This window comes from Stagnimonas aquatica, assembly GCF_003730135.1.
In the GTDB taxonomy this organism is placed as follows: Bacteria; Pseudomonadota; Gammaproteobacteria; order Nevskiales; family Nevskiaceae; genus Stagnimonas; species Stagnimonas aquatica.
The window spans coordinates 708324-723075 of record NZ_RJVO01000001.1 but is presented as its reverse complement, the minus strand read 5'-3'; the positions used below and the strand labels follow the sequence as shown (position 1 = coordinate 723075).

General features: G+C 68.1%; 17 protein-coding genes. 7 read left to right on the top strand and 10 right to left on the bottom strand.

All coding sequences use genetic code 11. From position 1 onward, the window contains the following. Positions 1 to 46: 46 nt before the first annotated feature. The 4 genes from ED208_RS03190 to ED208_RS03175 form a co-directional block, all read right to left on the bottom strand. On the bottom strand, positions 47 to 1462 hold the full coding sequence (locus ED208_RS03190; RefSeq protein ID WP_123210393.1) for a sensor domain-containing diguanylate cyclase: 1416 nt from the start codon (positions 1460 to 1462) through the stop codon (positions 47 to 49). Positions 1463 to 1561: 99 nt separating this feature from the next. Continuing rightward, a complete protein-coding gene (locus ED208_RS03185) occupies positions 1562 to 2446 on the bottom strand; it encodes a pirin family protein (protein WP_123210392.1) in 885 nt (294 codons plus the stop codon). Positions 2447 to 2516: 70 nt separating this feature from the next. Continuing rightward, complete coding sequence (locus ED208_RS03180) at positions 2517 to 2915, bottom strand: DoxX family protein (protein WP_436286616.1); 399 nt, start codon at positions 2913 to 2915, stop codon at positions 2517 to 2519. Between the two features lie 43 nt (positions 2916 to 2958). Next, positions 2959 to 3561 (bottom strand): FMN-dependent NADH-azoreductase, encoded by a 603-nt coding sequence (locus ED208_RS03175; RefSeq protein WP_123210390.1) that lies wholly within the window; start codon positions 3559 to 3561, stop codon positions 2959 to 2961. Positions 3562 to 3665: 104 nt separating this feature from the next. On the opposite strand from ED208_RS03175, the gene ED208_RS03170 reads away from it, so the two are divergent. Then, positions 3666 to 4580 carry a LysR family transcriptional regulator gene (locus ED208_RS03170; protein ID WP_123210389.1) on the top strand — a complete coding sequence of 305 codons (915 nt, stop codon included), beginning with the start codon at positions 3666 to 3668 and terminating at the stop codon, positions 4578 to 4580. Here the strand turns inward: ED208_RS03170 and ED208_RS03165 are convergent. Beyond that, positions 4487 to 4849, bottom strand: coding sequence for a GIY-YIG nuclease family protein (locus ED208_RS03165; RefSeq protein WP_123210388.1), 363 nt, complete (start codon positions 4847 to 4849; stop codon positions 4487 to 4489). The genes ED208_RS03170 and ED208_RS03165 overlap by 94 nt on opposite strands. A 98-nt stretch (positions 4850 to 4947) precedes the next feature. Between ED208_RS03165 and ED208_RS03160 the strand changes: the two genes are divergently transcribed. Continuing rightward, on the top strand, positions 4948 to 5898 hold the full coding sequence (locus ED208_RS03160; RefSeq protein WP_123210387.1) for a tRNA dihydrouridine synthase: 951 nt from the start codon (positions 4948 to 4950) through the stop codon (positions 5896 to 5898). Here ED208_RS03160 and ED208_RS03155 read toward each other — a convergent pair. Beyond that, complete coding sequence (locus tag ED208_RS03155; protein ID WP_123210386.1) at positions 5892 to 6851, bottom strand: beta-ketoacyl-ACP synthase III; 960 nt, start codon at positions 6849 to 6851, stop codon at positions 5892 to 5894. The two genes, ED208_RS03160 and ED208_RS03155, sit on opposite strands and share 7 nt — an antisense overlap. A gap of 318 nt (positions 6852 to 7169) precedes the next feature. Here ED208_RS03155 and ED208_RS03150 point away from each other — a divergent pair, with 318 nt between their 5' ends. Together ED208_RS03150 and ED208_RS03145 are read left to right on the top strand one after the other, a co-directional pair. After that, entirely contained in the window at positions 7170 to 7673 is a 504-nt protein-coding gene (locus ED208_RS03150; protein WP_233574756.1) for a c-type cytochrome, read from the top strand. 242 nt (positions 7674 to 7915) lie between these two features. After that, entirely contained in the window at positions 7916 to 8629 is a 714-nt protein-coding gene (locus ED208_RS03145) for a TorF family putative porin (RefSeq protein ID WP_158608405.1), read from the top strand. Between the two features lie 57 nt (positions 8630 to 8686). Here ED208_RS03145 and ED208_RS03140 read toward each other — a convergent pair whose 3' ends face one another. Genes ED208_RS03140 through ED208_RS03125 form a run of 4 tightly spaced genes read right to left on the bottom strand, consistent with a single transcriptional unit; the run spans position 8687 to position 11996 of the window. Continuing rightward, positions 8687 to 10198 (bottom strand): YifB family Mg chelatase-like AAA ATPase, encoded by a 1512-nt coding sequence (locus ED208_RS03140; protein ID WP_123210384.1) that lies wholly within the window; start codon positions 10196 to 10198, stop codon positions 8687 to 8689. 4 nt (positions 10199 to 10202) lie between these two features. After that, positions 10203 to 10403 carry a hypothetical protein gene (locus ED208_RS03135; RefSeq protein WP_123210383.1) on the bottom strand — a complete coding sequence of 67 codons (201 nt, stop codon included), beginning with the start codon at positions 10401 to 10403 and terminating at the stop codon, positions 10203 to 10205. Positions 10404 to 10461: 58 nt separating this feature from the next. Then, complete coding sequence (locus tag ED208_RS03130; RefSeq protein ID WP_123210382.1) at positions 10462 to 10713, bottom strand: accessory factor UbiK family protein; 252 nt, start codon at positions 10711 to 10713, stop codon at positions 10462 to 10464. Positions 10714 to 10742: 29 nt separating this feature from the next. Continuing rightward, a complete protein-coding gene (locus ED208_RS03125; RefSeq protein ID WP_123210381.1) occupies positions 10743 to 11996 on the bottom strand; it encodes a putative Na+/H+ antiporter in 1254 nt (417 codons plus the stop codon). A 304-nt stretch (positions 11997 to 12300) separates the two neighbouring features. On the opposite strand from ED208_RS03125, the gene glnK reads away from it, so the two are divergent. The 3 genes from glnK to ED208_RS03110 all read left to right on the top strand — a co-directional run bounded on the left by glnK (position 12301) and on the right by ED208_RS03110 (position 14726). Next, positions 12301 to 12639: a P-II family nitrogen regulator gene (gene glnK, locus ED208_RS03120; RefSeq protein ID WP_123210380.1), complete on the top strand. Its 339-nt coding sequence runs from the start codon at positions 12301 to 12303 to the stop codon at positions 12637 to 12639. 18 nt (positions 12640 to 12657) lie between these two features. Beyond that, a complete protein-coding gene (locus ED208_RS03115; protein WP_123210379.1) occupies positions 12658 to 14190 on the top strand; it encodes an ammonium transporter in 1533 nt (510 codons plus the stop codon). Between the two features lie 197 nt (positions 14191 to 14387). Continuing rightward, positions 14388 to 14726, top strand: a complete 339-nt coding sequence (locus ED208_RS03110) for a P-II family nitrogen regulator (RefSeq protein WP_123210378.1) — start codon at positions 14388 to 14390, stop codon at positions 14724 to 14726. Positions 14727 to 14752: the final 26 nt, after the last annotated feature.

Genomic DNA, 14752 nt, shown 5'->3' with positions numbered 1-14752 from the left:
GGCTCGCGAGCGCTCATTGACCTGAGTCAGTCCGGGCGGTGGCGCCTCAGCGCGCGGTGATCTGTCGCTGCGCGCGCGCCACCGGTTCATCGGCCATGCGCCGGTCGAGCTGGCGCAGCAGGGCTTCGCCGTCGCGGCCTTCCTGCGGGCCGCGCAGCAGCACTTGCCGGTAGTCGAGTGCGATGTCCTCGCCGACATAGGGGTAGGGCTCGATCAGCGCCAGACGCAGCGTGTTCAGCAGCGCCTCGTGACCGGCGCTGCTGTCGCTGTCGAGCAGCAGCAGGAACTCGCCGGTGCCACTCAGGCAGGCGCGATGCGGTGACGGCAGGCCGTTGCGCACCCGCTGGCTCATCTCGCCGACGATGAGGTCCTCCATCTCGCGGCCCATGGCCTGGGCGGCTTCGCTGAAGCGGCGCAGCGAGATCAGCGCCAGCCCGAACGGCCGCTGGCCGGCGCAGGCTTCCTCCAGCGCCTGATCGAAGCTGGCGCGGGTGTTTAGGCCGCTGCGCGGATCGGTGCCCGACTCCAGCTCGTGCAGTTGCTGCGCCGCCTTCTGGCTGCTGATGTCGTCGTGCAGCGACAGGTAGTGGCTGATGCGCTCGCCACGTCCGAAGGGGCTGATGGTCTGGTGGATCACGTAGCGCTGGCCGTCGCGGTCGTGGTCGACGGTCTCGCCGCTCCAGACCTGGCCGGCGCGGATGGTGCTCCACAGCTCGCGGTAGTAGCGGGTGCCCTGGCGGCCGGACTTGAGGATGCGCGCGTTCTTGCCGCGCACCTCCTCGGCGGCATAGCCGGTGAGGCGGCTGAAGGCGGGGTTGCTCCAGACGATGTCGCCGTTGAGGTCGGTGATGAAGCCGGCATTGCCGGCCATGCGCAGCGCCGCCGCCAGCAGGGCCTGCTCGCGCAGGCGGGCGTCGTCGTCGAGAAAGCGGCGCAGCTCGGCGAGCTGCTGGTCGATCAATTGCAGGCGCTCGTCGTCGGCGAAGCCATTGCCGCGCTCGCTGTAGAGCTGCAACAGCCAGGTTTCGCCGGCGGCCAACAGGGGCCAGGCCGCCGCCGCGCGCAGCCCCTCGGCTTCCGCCGTGCGGCGCCAGGGAAGAAAGCCCTCGTCGCTGGTGACCATGAGCGCCGGCCCCTGGTTGCGCAGCGCCCTTGCCGCCGGTCCGTCGCCGGCAACGGTGCCGTCCCAGCGCTCCGGCAGGCGCTGCAGCTCCAGCCAGAGCGCATCCTCCTGGGAGCAGGCTTCGATGGCGATGACTCCGGAGGCGAGCTTGCGACTCAGGTGGACGCGGCTCAGGCCCAGCAGCGGCGCCAGGCCGGCGCAAAGGCTTTGCAGCAGAGGCTTGCGCTCCTCGCCGGCCAGCAGCCGGCGGTAGAGATCCAGCCAGAGGGCCGCGCCGGGGTTGGGTGCCGGCGCGGTGTCGGGGAGTGTGGTCGGCTCGGGGCGGGGGACGGCGTGCATGGGGTTCAACCGGGAAAGAGGGCGCTAGTGGTCAAGCTAGCGGCCCCGCCAGGCACCGCGTTGACGTGGGTCAATCCGGCGTCGCCATCCCGCCCGGCTTCAGGCTGCGGCTTCGGTGAGCACGCCGTTCTGATAGTCGCGCAGGGCCTGTTCGATCTCTTCGCGGCTGTTCATCACGAAGGGGCCGTACTGCACCACCGGCTCGCGCAGCGGCTTGCCGGCGAGCAGGATCAGGCGCGCGCCCTGCGGCCCGGCCCGTAGCGACAGCCGCTCGCCGGCGCCCAGCACCAGCGCCGCCTGTGCCGGCGCGCTCTTGCCGGCGACTTCGACACTGCCTTCATAGGTGTAGAGGAAGGCGTTGTGGCCGGCCGGGATCGGCTGCTCGAACAGCGCGCCCGCCGGCAGCTCCAGGTCGAAGTACAGCGGCGCGGTCGATAGCGGCTGCGCCGGGCTGTTGATCGGCCCGCTGATGCGCGCCTCGCCGACCTCGGCGGTGCCGGCGATCACCTTGATCGAACCACCGCCCGGCAGCGCCGCCTGCGGAATCTCGCTGGCCGGGATGTCGCGGTAGCCGGCGGGCTTCATCTTTTCCGCCGAGGGCAGGTTGATCCAGAGCTGGAAGCCGCGCATGCGGCCGCTTTCCTGCAAGGGCATTTCCGAGTGGATCACGCCACGGCCGGCGGTCATCCACTGCACGCCGCCGGGGCCGAGATCGCCGACGTTGCCGAGATGGTCCTTGTGCTGCATGCGGCCGTCGAGCATGTAGGTGACGGTCTCGAAGCCACGGTGCGGGTGGGCCGGAAAGCCGGCGATGTAGTCGCCCGGGTTGTCGGTGCCGAACTCGTCGAGCATCAGGAAGGGGTCGAGGTAGAGGCCGCGCTGGCTGCCGATGCTCCGGCGCAGCTTGACGCCGGCACCGTCGGAGGTGGCGATGGCGGGGATGACGTGCGCCAGGTTGCGCAGGTCGGTGGAGGTGTTGCTCATGACTGGCTCCTGATGAAAGTGGGAAGAGAAGGCCCGCCCCGTGGGGCGGGCTGATGGGGCTGCGCAGCGGTTAGCGGCGGTCGAGACTCAGCGGGCCGGCGCCGTTGGCGACCAGCAGCAACAGGCCGCCGGCGATCGAGACGTTCTTGAGGAACATGATGGTCTGGATCTGGTCGGCGAAATTGGCGTGGAACAGCAGGGCCGAGACCAGGCTGAAGCCGGCGAGCAGGAAGGCGGCGACGCGGGTCTGGTAGCCGACGATCAGGGCGGCGCCACCCAGCACTTCCAGCGCGATCACCAGCGGCAGGGCGACGCCCGGCACGCCCATGGCTTGCATGTAGCCGACGGTGGCGTCGTAGGCGCCGATCTTGGAGAGACCGGAGAGCAGGAACAGCGAGGCCAGCAGGACACGGCCGGCGAGTTCGGCAAGGTTGGCGAGTTTCGGTGACATGGCGTTACTCCTTGGCAATGTTTCGAGAGCTGCGTGCGGTGCAGGTGAAGGCAGGCCGGGTTCAGGCGGCGAGGCGCTGGATCGCGTCCTGGGCCTGGTGCAGGGCGGACTGCTTGCGGTCGGCGTCGATGTTGAGACCCTCGGCGTAGACGAACTCGACATCGGTGATGCCGATGAAGCGCAGGAAGTCACGCACGTAGTTGGTCTGGCTGTCCAGCGGGGTGCCGGCGTAGAGACCACCACGGGCCGCGAACACGTAGACCTTCTTGCCCTTGATGAGGCCCTCGGGGCCGTTGGCGGTGTAGCGGAAGCTGATGCCGGCGCGGGCGATGTGGTCGAAGTAGGACTTGAGCTGGCTGGGCACGCCGAAGTTGTACATCGGCAGGCCGAGCACGATGACCTCGGCGGCCTTCAGCTCGGCGATCAGCGCTTCGGAATAGTCCGCCACCGCCTGCTGCTCGGGGCTGCGTGCCTCGGCGGGGGTGATGAAGGCGCTGAAGCGCTGGGCGTCCAGGTGCGGCACGCCGTCATTGGCGAGATCGCGGACCTGCACCTGGGTGTCGGGGTGGTTCTGCCGCCACTCGGCGACGAACTGCTCGGCGAGCTGGCTGGACTGGCCCTTGCCGGCAAACAGGCTGGTGTTGATCTGAAGAAGCTTGGTCATGGCACATCTCCGCGTTGACTGAAGGTGTGCGTATTAAATAATTCGACAGATAGATAAAAAAGAACAATATTTGGCGCTAAACAATCAGTTTATTGGATGCATCTGTGAATCCACGCATCTCCCTGGAGCAGTGGCGCGCGCTGATGGCGGTGGTCGATGCCGGCGGCTACGCGCAGGCGGCCGAGCAGTTGCACAAGAGCCAGTCGGCGGTGACCTACGCGGTGCAGAAGCTGGAAAGCCTGCTGTCGGTGAAGGCCTTCGAGGTCCAGGGCCGCAAGGCGGTGCTCACGCCCACCGGCCAGTTGCTGTACCGCCGTGCCCGGGCCCTGCTGGCCGAGGCCAGCCGCCTGGAGCAGGCGGCCAGCGCGCTCGCCGCCGGCTGGGAGGCGGAGATCCGCCTGGCGGTGGAAGTGGTGTTTCCCACCTGGCTGCTGCTGCGGGTGCTGGACCGCTTCGGCCAGGACAGTCCGCACACCCGCATCGAGCTGAGCGAGTCGGTGCTGGGCGGCACTTCTGAGGCGCTGCTGCAAGGGCGGGTCGATCTCGCCATCGCACCGGTGGTGCCGCCGGGCTTCTTTGGCGAGCCGCTGATGCAGATGTACATCCTGCCGATGGCGCATCCGGACCATCCCCTGCACCACCTGGGCCGGCCGTTGAAACCGGACGACCTGCGCCAGCACCGGCACATCGTGGTGCGCGACTCCGGCAGCCGCCGCGACGAGTCCACGCTCACCATCGACGCCCAGCAGCGCTGGACGGTGAGCAATATGCCCACCTCCATCCACGCACTCTGTCAGGGCTACGGCTTTGCCTGGATGCCGCTGGACAAGATCCGCAACGAACTGCGTGACGGTCTGCTCAAGCCGCTGCCGCTGGAAGGCCAGGAGCGCCGGGGCACGCTCTACCTGATCTTCGCCGACCACGACTACGCCGGGCGCGGCACCCTGCGGCTGGCCGAGCTGCTGCGCGAGATGACCGCCGCCGAGTGCGCCGCGCGTGTCTCGGCTCCGTCCGGATAGGGGTGATCTGCGGCCCAGGCCAGCTTGGCCGCGCGCGCTTGCTGCTTGAGCCAGTGCTCGGCCACCGAGGCGGCCGAGCGCGAGGGGTAGGCACAGGCGGCCAGCAGACGCAGCGGCGGATTGGCGCGGGTATAGCGCGCGCCGCGTCCGCTGGCGTGCAGGCGGTAGCGCTGCTGCGGGTCCGGGCTGATGCCGGCGTAGAGGCTGCCGCCACGGCATTCCAGCAGGTAGAGCCACCAGGGGCGTTCGGGCGGGGTGGCTGCGGTCATGCCAATGGGAGTGTCGGAGCGGGACGGTGATCAGCTTAGTCGGCGCGGCGGCCGCCAGCGCCTAAGATGCGCGTCCTTTTTTGCGAGCTACGACTCCCATGCAGATCGCCCTGGCGCCGATGGAAGGCCTGGTCGACGACATCCTGCGCGACGTGCTGACCCGGGTCGGCGGCGTCGACTGGTGCGTGAGCGAGTTCATCCGCGTCAACGAGCAATTGCTGCCGGTCTCGGTGTTCCGCCGCATCGCGCCGGAGCTGGATCAGGGCGCGCGCACCCGCGCCGGGACCGAGATGCGGGTGCAGTTGCTGGGCTCCGATCCGCACTGGCTGGCCGAGAACGCGGTACGCGCCTGCCAACTCGGCGCGCCGGTGATCGACCTCAACTTCGGCTGTCCAGCCAAGACCGTCAACCGCTCGCGGGGCGGCGCGGTGCTGCTGCGCGAGCCGGAACTGCTGCACCGCATCGTCGCGGCGGTACGCGCGGCGGTGCCGGCGGCGATCCCGGTCACCGCCAAGATGCGCCTGGGCTACGAGGACAGCGATCAGGCCCTGGACTGCGCCCGCGCCCTGGCTGCGGGCGGCGCGGCGCAACTGGTGGTGCACGCGCGCACCAAGGCCGACGCCTATCGCCCTCCCGCCTACTGGGAGTGGGTGGCGCGGATCCAGGACGTGGTGGCGCTGCCGGTGTACGCCAACGGCGAGATCTGGAGCGTGGACGACTGGCACCGTTGCCGGGCGGTCAGCGGCGTCGAGGACTTCATGCTCGGGCGTGGTCTGGTGGCGCGGCCGGATCTGGCCCTGCAGATCGCCGCCGCCAGGGCCGGTACGGACTATGTGCCGCTGGAATGGGCCTCGATACGGCCGCTGTTGCAGGACTACTGGCGCCAGCAGCGCGCGCGTCTGCCCGAGCGCTTCGCGCCCGGCCGGCTCAAGCAGTGGCTGGCCTGGCTGGCGCGCAGCTATCCGGAGGCGGAGACGCTGTTCGCAGAGGTGCGCCGGGAAAGCGACTGCGCCCGGCTCGATGCCCTGGTGGGCGCGCCCGCTCAGTAGCGCAGCAGCACCGAGCCCCAGGTCATGCCGGCGCCGACGCCGAGCAGCAGCACGTTCTGGCCGGGCTGGATGCGACCGTCGCGCACCGCCGCGTCCAGCGCCAGCGGCACCGAGGCCGCCGAGGTATTGCCCTGGCGCGCCACCGTGGTCACCAGCTTGCCCATCGGCAGGCCGAGCTTGTCGGCGGTGGTGGCGAGGATGCGGATGTTGGCCTGGTGCGGCACCACCCAGTTGATGTCCTCGATCTTCAGGCCGTTCTGGTTCAGCGCCTCGTGGGCGCATTCGGCCAGCACCCGCACGGCGGTGCGGTACACCGCCTGGCCGTCCATCTCGACGAAGGGATTGCCGCGCAGCACGCCGTTGGCGATGCCGCCATCGACGCGCAGGATGCCGGCCAGACTGCCGTCGGCATGGAGATGGCCGGAGAGGATGCCCGGCGTCTCGGAGGCTTTCAGCACCACGGCGCCGGCGCCGTCGCCGAACAGCACGCAGGTGCGGCGGTCGCTCCAGTCCAGGAGCCGCGAGAACACTTCCGCGCCCACCACCAGCGCGCATTTATGGGCGCCGCTGGCGACCAGGCGGTCGGCCAGGGTCAGCGCGTAGATGAAGCCGGTGCACACCGCCTGTACGTCGAAGGCGGCGCCCTGCTTCACGCCGAGCCGCGCCTGCAGCAGGCAGGCGGTGGAGGGCAGCACCATGTCCGGGGTGGTGGTGGCGACCACGATCAGGTCCACCTCGTCGGCGCTGGTTCCGGCCGCCGCCAGCGCGCGCTGGCAGGCGTGAAAGGCGAGGTCGGAGGTCATCTCGCCTTCGGCGGCGACATGACGGGATTCGATGCCGGTGCGCGAGACGATCCACTCGTCGCTGGTCTCGATGCGGGTCTGCAACTCCTGGTTGCTGACGCTGCGGGCCGGGAGGTAACTGCCGGTGCCAACGATTCGTGCGTAGGTCATGGCCTGGAGCTTAGCGATCCGCCTCCGTCGAGGGGTGATGCAAACGCGTGAGACCGGCCCGGCTGGTGCTCCGGGGTGGCCATGGGCCAATGCTATACTTTTCAACTGTGGGAGCCGCGACCGGTGCTTGCGCTGGTTGACCAGGGGTTCGACTGATCGGTGTCCGTGGGGAGCGAGGCGCGGGGCTGCGATGCCCGCCGGCCCGCGTCCGTCGGCCGGCGGATGGACTCCCCCATGCAGACCTGCCTTGCCGGCCCCATCTCGGCCGCCGGCCCGGCTTCGAATCCGATTCCCTAAACCGTACCCGGAGCTTCACCCGTGAGCAGCAATCACAGCCATCACGACGACAAGGCGCACGACCAGGCCTTCTTCCGCACCTTCGGCATGGTGCTGGCCGCCCTGTTCGGCATCTTCGGCTTCTGCATCTTCGCCGCCAGCCTGATCGTGCCCAAGGCCGGCCCCAGCGAGGCCGAGGCGGCCCGCCTGGAAGCGCGCATCAAGCCGCTGGCCACCGTGGTGACCGATCCGGCGGCGCTGCTCAAGACCTCGGCCCCGGCGGTGAAGCGCGAGCCGCTGACCGCCGATCAGGTGTTCGCCCAGGCCTGCTCGGCCTGCCACAACGCTGGCGTGCTCGGTGCACCAAAAGTGGGCGACAAGGCCGACTGGAGCAAGCGTCTGGCGGCCGAGGGCGGCTTTGACGGCGTGGTGGCCAAGGCCATCAGCGGCAAGAACCAGATGCCGCCGCGCGGCGGCAATCCCGATCTCACCGACGACGAGATCAAGATCACCGTCAAGCTCATGCTGGAGAAGAGCGGCCTGTAACAGCCGGGAGGCGCCGGCCGATCCGGCGCACCATTGCGGGGCCCCAAAGGCCATGCCAGTGATCACTGGCATGGCCTTTGCCTTTTCAGGATCGTGGTCAGCGATTCGTGGTGGTGCACCCTCACGGGGCGATCCGGATCACGCCATAAAAAGTTGGCTCAAAAACTGCTGTTGCATAAATGCCTGGGTCGAATCCATCGCCAAGGCAGGCGTTCCCACCCATATCAGGAGAGGATGTACTCATGAAGATGAAGCAGATCGTGGCTTGCGCGGCTCTGGTGGCGGCATCGAGCGTTGCGGCGCCGGCTTTCGCGGGCGCGACCGGCAATGTTGGCGTGTTCAGCGACTACATGTTCCGTGGCGTCACCCAGACTGGCGGTGCGGCGGTGCAGGGCGGCCTGGACTACGCTTTCGACTCCGGCTTCTACCTGGGCACCTGGGGTTCCAACCTCAACTTCGCCGGCTCCGGCGGCGACGGCACCGAAGTCGATTTCTACACCGGCTACGCTGGCAAGGTGGGCGACCTGGGCTTTGACGTTGGCGCCCTGTACTACTACTACAGCGAGGCCGAGGAAACCGCTCCCGCCACCTCCCCCGACACCCTGGAACTCTACGCCGGTCTGACCTACGGTCCGGTGGGCGTGAAGTACTACTACACCAGCGAGTACTTCGGCACCGACAAGTCGGCCAGCTACGTCAACTTCACCCTCGCGCAGCCGCTGACCGAAACCCTGACCCTCACCGCCAACATCGGTCTCAACGACGGCGACGGCGTCAAGGCCGCGTTCGGCGATTCCTACATCGACTACAGCCTCGGCCTGGCCAAGAGCCTGGATGCCGGCTTCACCGCCACCTTCCAGATCGTCACCACCGATCAGGACCCCGCTTACGGCGGCGGCCCGGACTCCGACTCCCCGAAGGTCGTGTTCGGCCTGAAGAAGGTGTTCGATCTGTAACAGTCAGCAGCGGGTCCGCTGACAACAAGAGGCCGCTCATTGCGGCCTCTTTCTTTTTCAGGCCGGGCTGCGGTCCAGTTCCCGGTAGCGCAGGGCCTCGGCCACCTGCGCGGCGCCGACCTCCGCCAGTCCGCCGAGGTCGGCGAGCGTGCGTGCCACTTTCAGCGTGCGGTGGTACGCCCGCGCCGACAGGCTCAGCCGGGCCATCGCCAGTTCCAGCAGGCCCGCCGCTTCGGCGTCCGGCGCGCAGTGGCGTTCGACCTCCGGCGCGCCCAGTTGGGCGTTGGGCTTGCCCTGACGGTCCAGCTGCCGCTGGCGACAGAGCATCACCCGCTGTCGCACCTCGTCGCTGGTTTCCACGCGATCTTCGCGGGCGGTGAGCGCCTGCGGTTCCACCCGGGGCACCAGCACCTGCAGGTCGATGCGATCCAGCAGCGGGCCGGACAGCCGCGAGCGATAGCGTGCGACTTGGTCCGGCGTGCAGCGGCAGCGCTCGCTGCGGTCGCCGAGATAGCCGCAGGGGCAGGGATTCATCGCCGCCACCAACTGGAAGCGGGCCGGAAAATCGGCCTGCCGGGCGGCGCGCGAGACGGTGATCTGGCCGTTCTCCAGCGGTTCGCGCAGCACTTCCAGCACGGCCCGCTCGAACTCCGGCAGTTCGTCCAGAAACAGAACACCGCGGTGAGCCAGAGTGATCTCACCCGGGCGTGGCAGCGAGCCGCCACCGACCAGAGCAACCGCCGATGCAGTGTGGTGCGGGGCTCGGTAGGGCGGCAGGCCCCAGCGGGCCAGATCCGGTGTTGCGCCAGCGACCGAGGCAACGGCCGCCACTTCCAGCGACTCGGCCTCGCTCAGCGGCGGCAGCAGTCCCGGCAGGCGCTGCGCCAGCATCGACTTGCCGGAGCCCGGCGGCCCGATCATCAGCAGCGAATGGCCGCCGGCGGCCGCCACCTCCAGGGCGCGCTTGGCCTGGAACTGGCCGCGCACTTCGGCGAGGTCGGGGCCGGCCCAGGCCGCCGTGGCGTTTGGTGGTCGCGCAGTGGCGGCCGGCAGCGGGCCGGCGTTCAGGGCGGCGGCGAGGCTGGCGAGATGGTTGGCGGTGTGCAGGCGGGTGTCGCGTGCCAGGGCGGCTTCCGCCAGGTTGTCTTCCGGCAGCAGCAAGGCCCGGCCGGCCTCGCGGGCTCGCAGGGCGGCCGGCAGGGCGCCGCGCACCGGCCGTATCTCGCCGGACAGCGACAGCTCGCCCAGCACCTCCAGGCCCTGCAGCCGTTCGGCGGCGATCTGCCCGGAGGCGACCAGCACGCCGAGCGCGATCGGCAGGTCGAAGCGGCCACCTTCCTTGGGCAGGTCGGCGGGGGCGAGATTGACGGTGATGCGGCGGCTGTTGGGGAACTGGTAGCCGCAGGTAACGATGGCGGCCTTGACCCGGTCGCGCGCCTCACGCACCGCCGCTTCGGGCAGGCCGACGATGGACAGGCCGGGCAGCCCCGGCGCCAAGTGCACCTCCACCACCACCGCGTCCGCCGCGAGCCCGTTCTGGGCCCGCGAGTAGACGGTGGCCAGGCTCATTGGCTTAGCCGCGTGGGTCCATCAGCACGCCCAGCACCAGGGCCACCACCGCCAGGATGGCCAGGCTGGAGAGCCCCTTGATGGCGGTATCGGCCAGTACCGCAGCCGGTAATAGATCGAGCACCAGGCTCAGCGCCAGCGCACCCAGCAGCAGTACCGACAACATCGCGAGCAGCCGCAGGCTGCCGTTCAGACCCTGATTCATCCCGTTCCCTCGCCCCGCAGGGGGCTTTCGTTATGGGACTAGCCTAGAGCATCTGTGCCTAGCCGGCACGTCCCCCGGTTTCCAGCTGTTTCACCCGCTCCTCCAGCTTCTTCAGCTTGGCCTGGGTGCGTGCCAGCAGCTCCGCCTGCACGTCGAAGCGCTCGCGGGAAACCAGATCGAGCTTTTCCAAGTTGGCGCGCAACACGGCGCGGAAGTTGTCCTCCAGCTCGGCGCGCAGGGTCTTGAGGCCGGGAGGCAGGAGGCCGGCGAGCTTGCCGGCCAGTTCTTCGATGCGAGGGGCGTCGGACATGGTGTCGGGTACGGATTGGAAAAGAAGTTTCAGAACAGCAGGAAGGCGCAGACGGTAACCAGGGTCGGCGCCAGCGCGCCCAGGAACAGCCCCAGGGCGCTGACCGCGCCGTCCGGGAAGCGGCTGCGCAGAATCGACAGGCCGGCCGGATTGGGGGCGTTGGCGATCACCGTCAGACCGCCGCCGCTGATGGCGCCGGCGACCACGTAGTACTTGAACTCCTCGCTGAGGCCGGGAACCTGCGAGGCCAGGTAGGTGAGCGCGGCGTTGTCGGTGATCGCGGTCAGGGCGGTGGCGCCGAGATAAACCGTCTTGGCGTCCATCTGCAGCAGCAGCGGTTGCAGCCACCATTGCTGTAGGCCCCCGAGTACCACCAGTCCGGCCAGGAAGAAGGCCACCAGCAGCGCTTCACGCAGCATCAGCTGGCTCTGGAACTGCGGGTAGGCGGCGGCGACGCCAAGGAACAGCAGCATTAGCCCCAGAAACAGCGGCGGGTGGTGGGCGAACACGACAATGCCGCCGAGCAGGGCCAGGTGCAGGGCGATCACCGCCAGCGGCGAACGATCCGCGCCCTCGCTGGACAGCCGGATGGCGGTCAGCTCGCGGCGGAACAGCAGGGTTGCTCCGGCGGCATTGATGAGCACGATCGGAACCACATGCTTGCCGAAGGTGGACAGCATGTAGGCCAGATCCCAGCCCCAGGTGGAGGCGACCATCAGCACCGGCGGTGCCGCGAAGGGAGTCAGTGCGCCGCCGATGGAGATATTGACGAACAGCACGCCCAGGGTGCCGTAGCGCATGCGGGTTGAAAGCGTCTGCCCGAAGTAACGGTCGCGCAGCATCAGCGCCGCCAGGGTCATCGCCGCCGGCTCGGTGATCAATGAACCCAGCAGCGGGATCAGCGCCAGGATGGTGAAGTACAGCGCGATGCTGTTGGGCAGCGGCAGCAGGCGTGCGAAGCCCTGTGCCAGTAGCTGGGCGCCGTTGAGCACTGGGCGGCTGGCGGCGACCACCATGATCGCGAACACGAACAGCGGCTCGGTGTAATTGCGGCCGTCCAGGTATTCGACGGTGGCCAGCTTGCCTTGCAGCGCCATCATCGCCGCAGTCAGGGCGACGGCCCAGAGGCCAAACACGATCTCCACCTCGCCGACCAGGTGCCAGAGCCGTGCGTGCCGAGGCTGGCGGTGCGCCAGCCGCTCGAAGAACTTGGTGGAGAAGGTATGGATCAGCGCCAGGGCAAACAGGGCGGTGGCGACGATCTCGATCGTGCTGGGGTTCATGGCGGTGTGGCAGCGGGCATTGCGCCGGAGTGGTGGTGGGCTAGTGGTGGGTGGAGCTTAGCCCAGGCGGGCGTCGCGGCCCTGCGGCGCCCGGAAACCGCCCGCGCCGCGCCGCGTTCAGCCGCACTGACGCACAATTTTGGTGCACTGCTCGGCGGAGCCGCCCGTATTCGCCGGTTTTGGGCTTGGCACGCAACATGCGTTTGCACACCCACCATGCCGGCTTCGGGGCTGTGCCGGTCGGTCTGCGCCAGGGACACCATTGCAGAAAAGTCAGTCCGAACATGAAGTTGGAGTTGAACTGATGAAACTGATTTCAGCGATCATCAAGCCGTTCAAGCTCGACGAAGTGCGCGAAGCGCTCTCCGAAATCGGCGTGGCCGGCATCACGGTGACGGAGGTGAAAGGCTTCGGCCGCCAGAAGGGCCATACCGAGCTCTATCGTGGCGCCGAGTACGTCGTCGATTTTCTTCCCAAGGTCAAGATCGAGGTTGCCGTCGATGACGACAAGCTCGATGGCGCCGTGGAAGCCATCAGCAAGGCCGCGCACACGGGCAAGATCGGTGACGGAAAGATCTTTGTCTTCACGCTCGACCAGGCCATTCGCATCCGTACGGGTGAGACCGGCAAGGAAGCCCTCTAAGTCAGGAGCATAAAGAACATGAATCTCCGAAAGCTTTCCCTTTCCCTGGCGTTGGCGCTCGGCGCCTCGCTGGGTTCCATCGGCGCGGGTTCCGTCTTCGCGCAGGATCCGGCTCCGGCGGCGGCGGTCGAAGCCGCCCCGGCTGCCGCTCCCGCCGAAGCGGCTCCGGCTCCGGTCGAAGCGGCTCCCGCCGAGGCCGCTCCGGCGGAAGCGGCTCCGGTCGCCCCTGTCTTCAATGAAGGCAATGTGACCTGGATGATGGTCGCCACCGCCTTCGTGCTGCTGATGTCGCTGCCCGGCCTGGCGCTGTTCTACGGCGGCATGGCGCGCAAGAAGAACATGCTGTCGACGCTGACCCAGACGGTCGGCATCTTCTGCCTGATCGCGGTGCTGTGGGTGGTCTACGGTTACTCGGTGGCGTTCTCCAACGGCAACGCCTTCTTCGGCGGCTTCGACAAGCTGCTGCTGAAGGGCGTGATCTACGACGCCAACGGCTTCTTCGTGCCCACCGGCACCTTCAGCAAGGGCGTGCTGATCCCGGAACTGGCGTTCGCCTTCTTCCAGCTCACCTTCGCCGCCATCACCATCGCCCTGATCGCCGGCGGCTACGCCGAGCGCATGAAGTTCAAGGCCGTGCTGCTGTTCTCGGTGATCTTCTTCACCTTCGCCTACCTGCCGATGGCGCACATGGTCTGGTGGTGGCCCGGTCCGGATGCCTACACCTCTCCCGAGGTCGTGGCTGATCTGAACGCTACCGCTGGCTACCTCTGGCAGCTCGGCGCGCTGGACTTCGCCGGTGGCACCGTGGTGCACATCAACGCCGGTATCGCCGGTCTGGTCGCCGCCATCTTCCTGGGCAAGCGCACCGGTTACGGCAAGGTGCAGATGGCTCCGCACAGCCTGGTGATGACCACCATCGGCGCCTCGCTGCTGTGGTTCGGCTGGTTCGGCTTCAACGCCGGCTCCAACCTCGAAGCCAACGGCTACGCCGTGCTGGCCTTCGGCAACACCCTGTTCGCCACTGCGGTCGCGGCGCTGACCTGGTTCTTCGCCGAGTGGATCATCAAGGGCAAGCCGAGCCTGCTCGGCATCCTCTCCGGCGCCATCGCCGGTCTGGTCGCCATCACTCCGGCCTGCGGTTTCGTCGGCATCCAGGGCGCGCTCTGGGTGGGTCTGGCCGGCGGTCTGGGTTGCTTCCTCGCGGTTTCCTTCCTCAAGAAGGCGCTGGGTTATGACGATGCGCTCGATGCCTTCGGTGTCCACGCGGTTGGCGGCATCATCGGTGCGGTCCTGACCGGCATCTTCGTTGATCCCGCCAAGGGTGGTGCCGGCTACGTCACCGATGGCTGGGTCGGCCCGGCGTTCGGCTACGACAGCGCCCAGATCATGATCCAGGTGAAGGCGGTGCTGATCGCCATCGTCTGGAGCGCGGTGGTGTCCGCCGTCGCCCTGCTGATCTGCAAGTTCACCGTCGGCCTGCGCGTCACCGAAGAGCAGGAATCCGAAGGTCTGGACATCGCCGAGCATGGCGAGCAGGCCTACCACGACTAGTACTGCGGTACCGGCGCTCTGCGAGGAGCGCCGGCTGACATCTCCTCCAGGGGGTTGAAGCCTGGGGCCGGTTCGCTAGAACCGGCCCCTTTTTTGTGGACGATGTTTGTCGCGGACGCGACGTGGCCGATTCGGCTTCGTCACCTGGGGATTAGGGTTTAAACTGTGGCTTCCAGCCAGCCACGCCGAGATTCGTCATGAAAATGCTCATCGCCATCATCAAGCCGTTCAAGCTCGACGCCGTGCGCGAGGCGCTGGCCGACCTGGGCGTGCAGGGCATGACGGTGACCGAGGTGCGCGGCTTCGGCCGGCAGAAGGGGCATACCGAGCTGTATCGCGGCGCCGAATACCAGGTGGACCTGCTGCCCAAGGTCAAGCTGGAAGTGGCGGTGGCGCCCGAGATGGTCGACAAGGCGGTGGACGCGATCCTGAAATCGGCCAAGACCGGCAACATCGGCGACGGCAAGATCTTCGTCTACGACCTCGACCAGACCGTGCGGATCCGCACCGGCGAGACCGGTATCGAAGCGGTCTGAAGCCGCGCGCTATCCCCGCTGCAAAT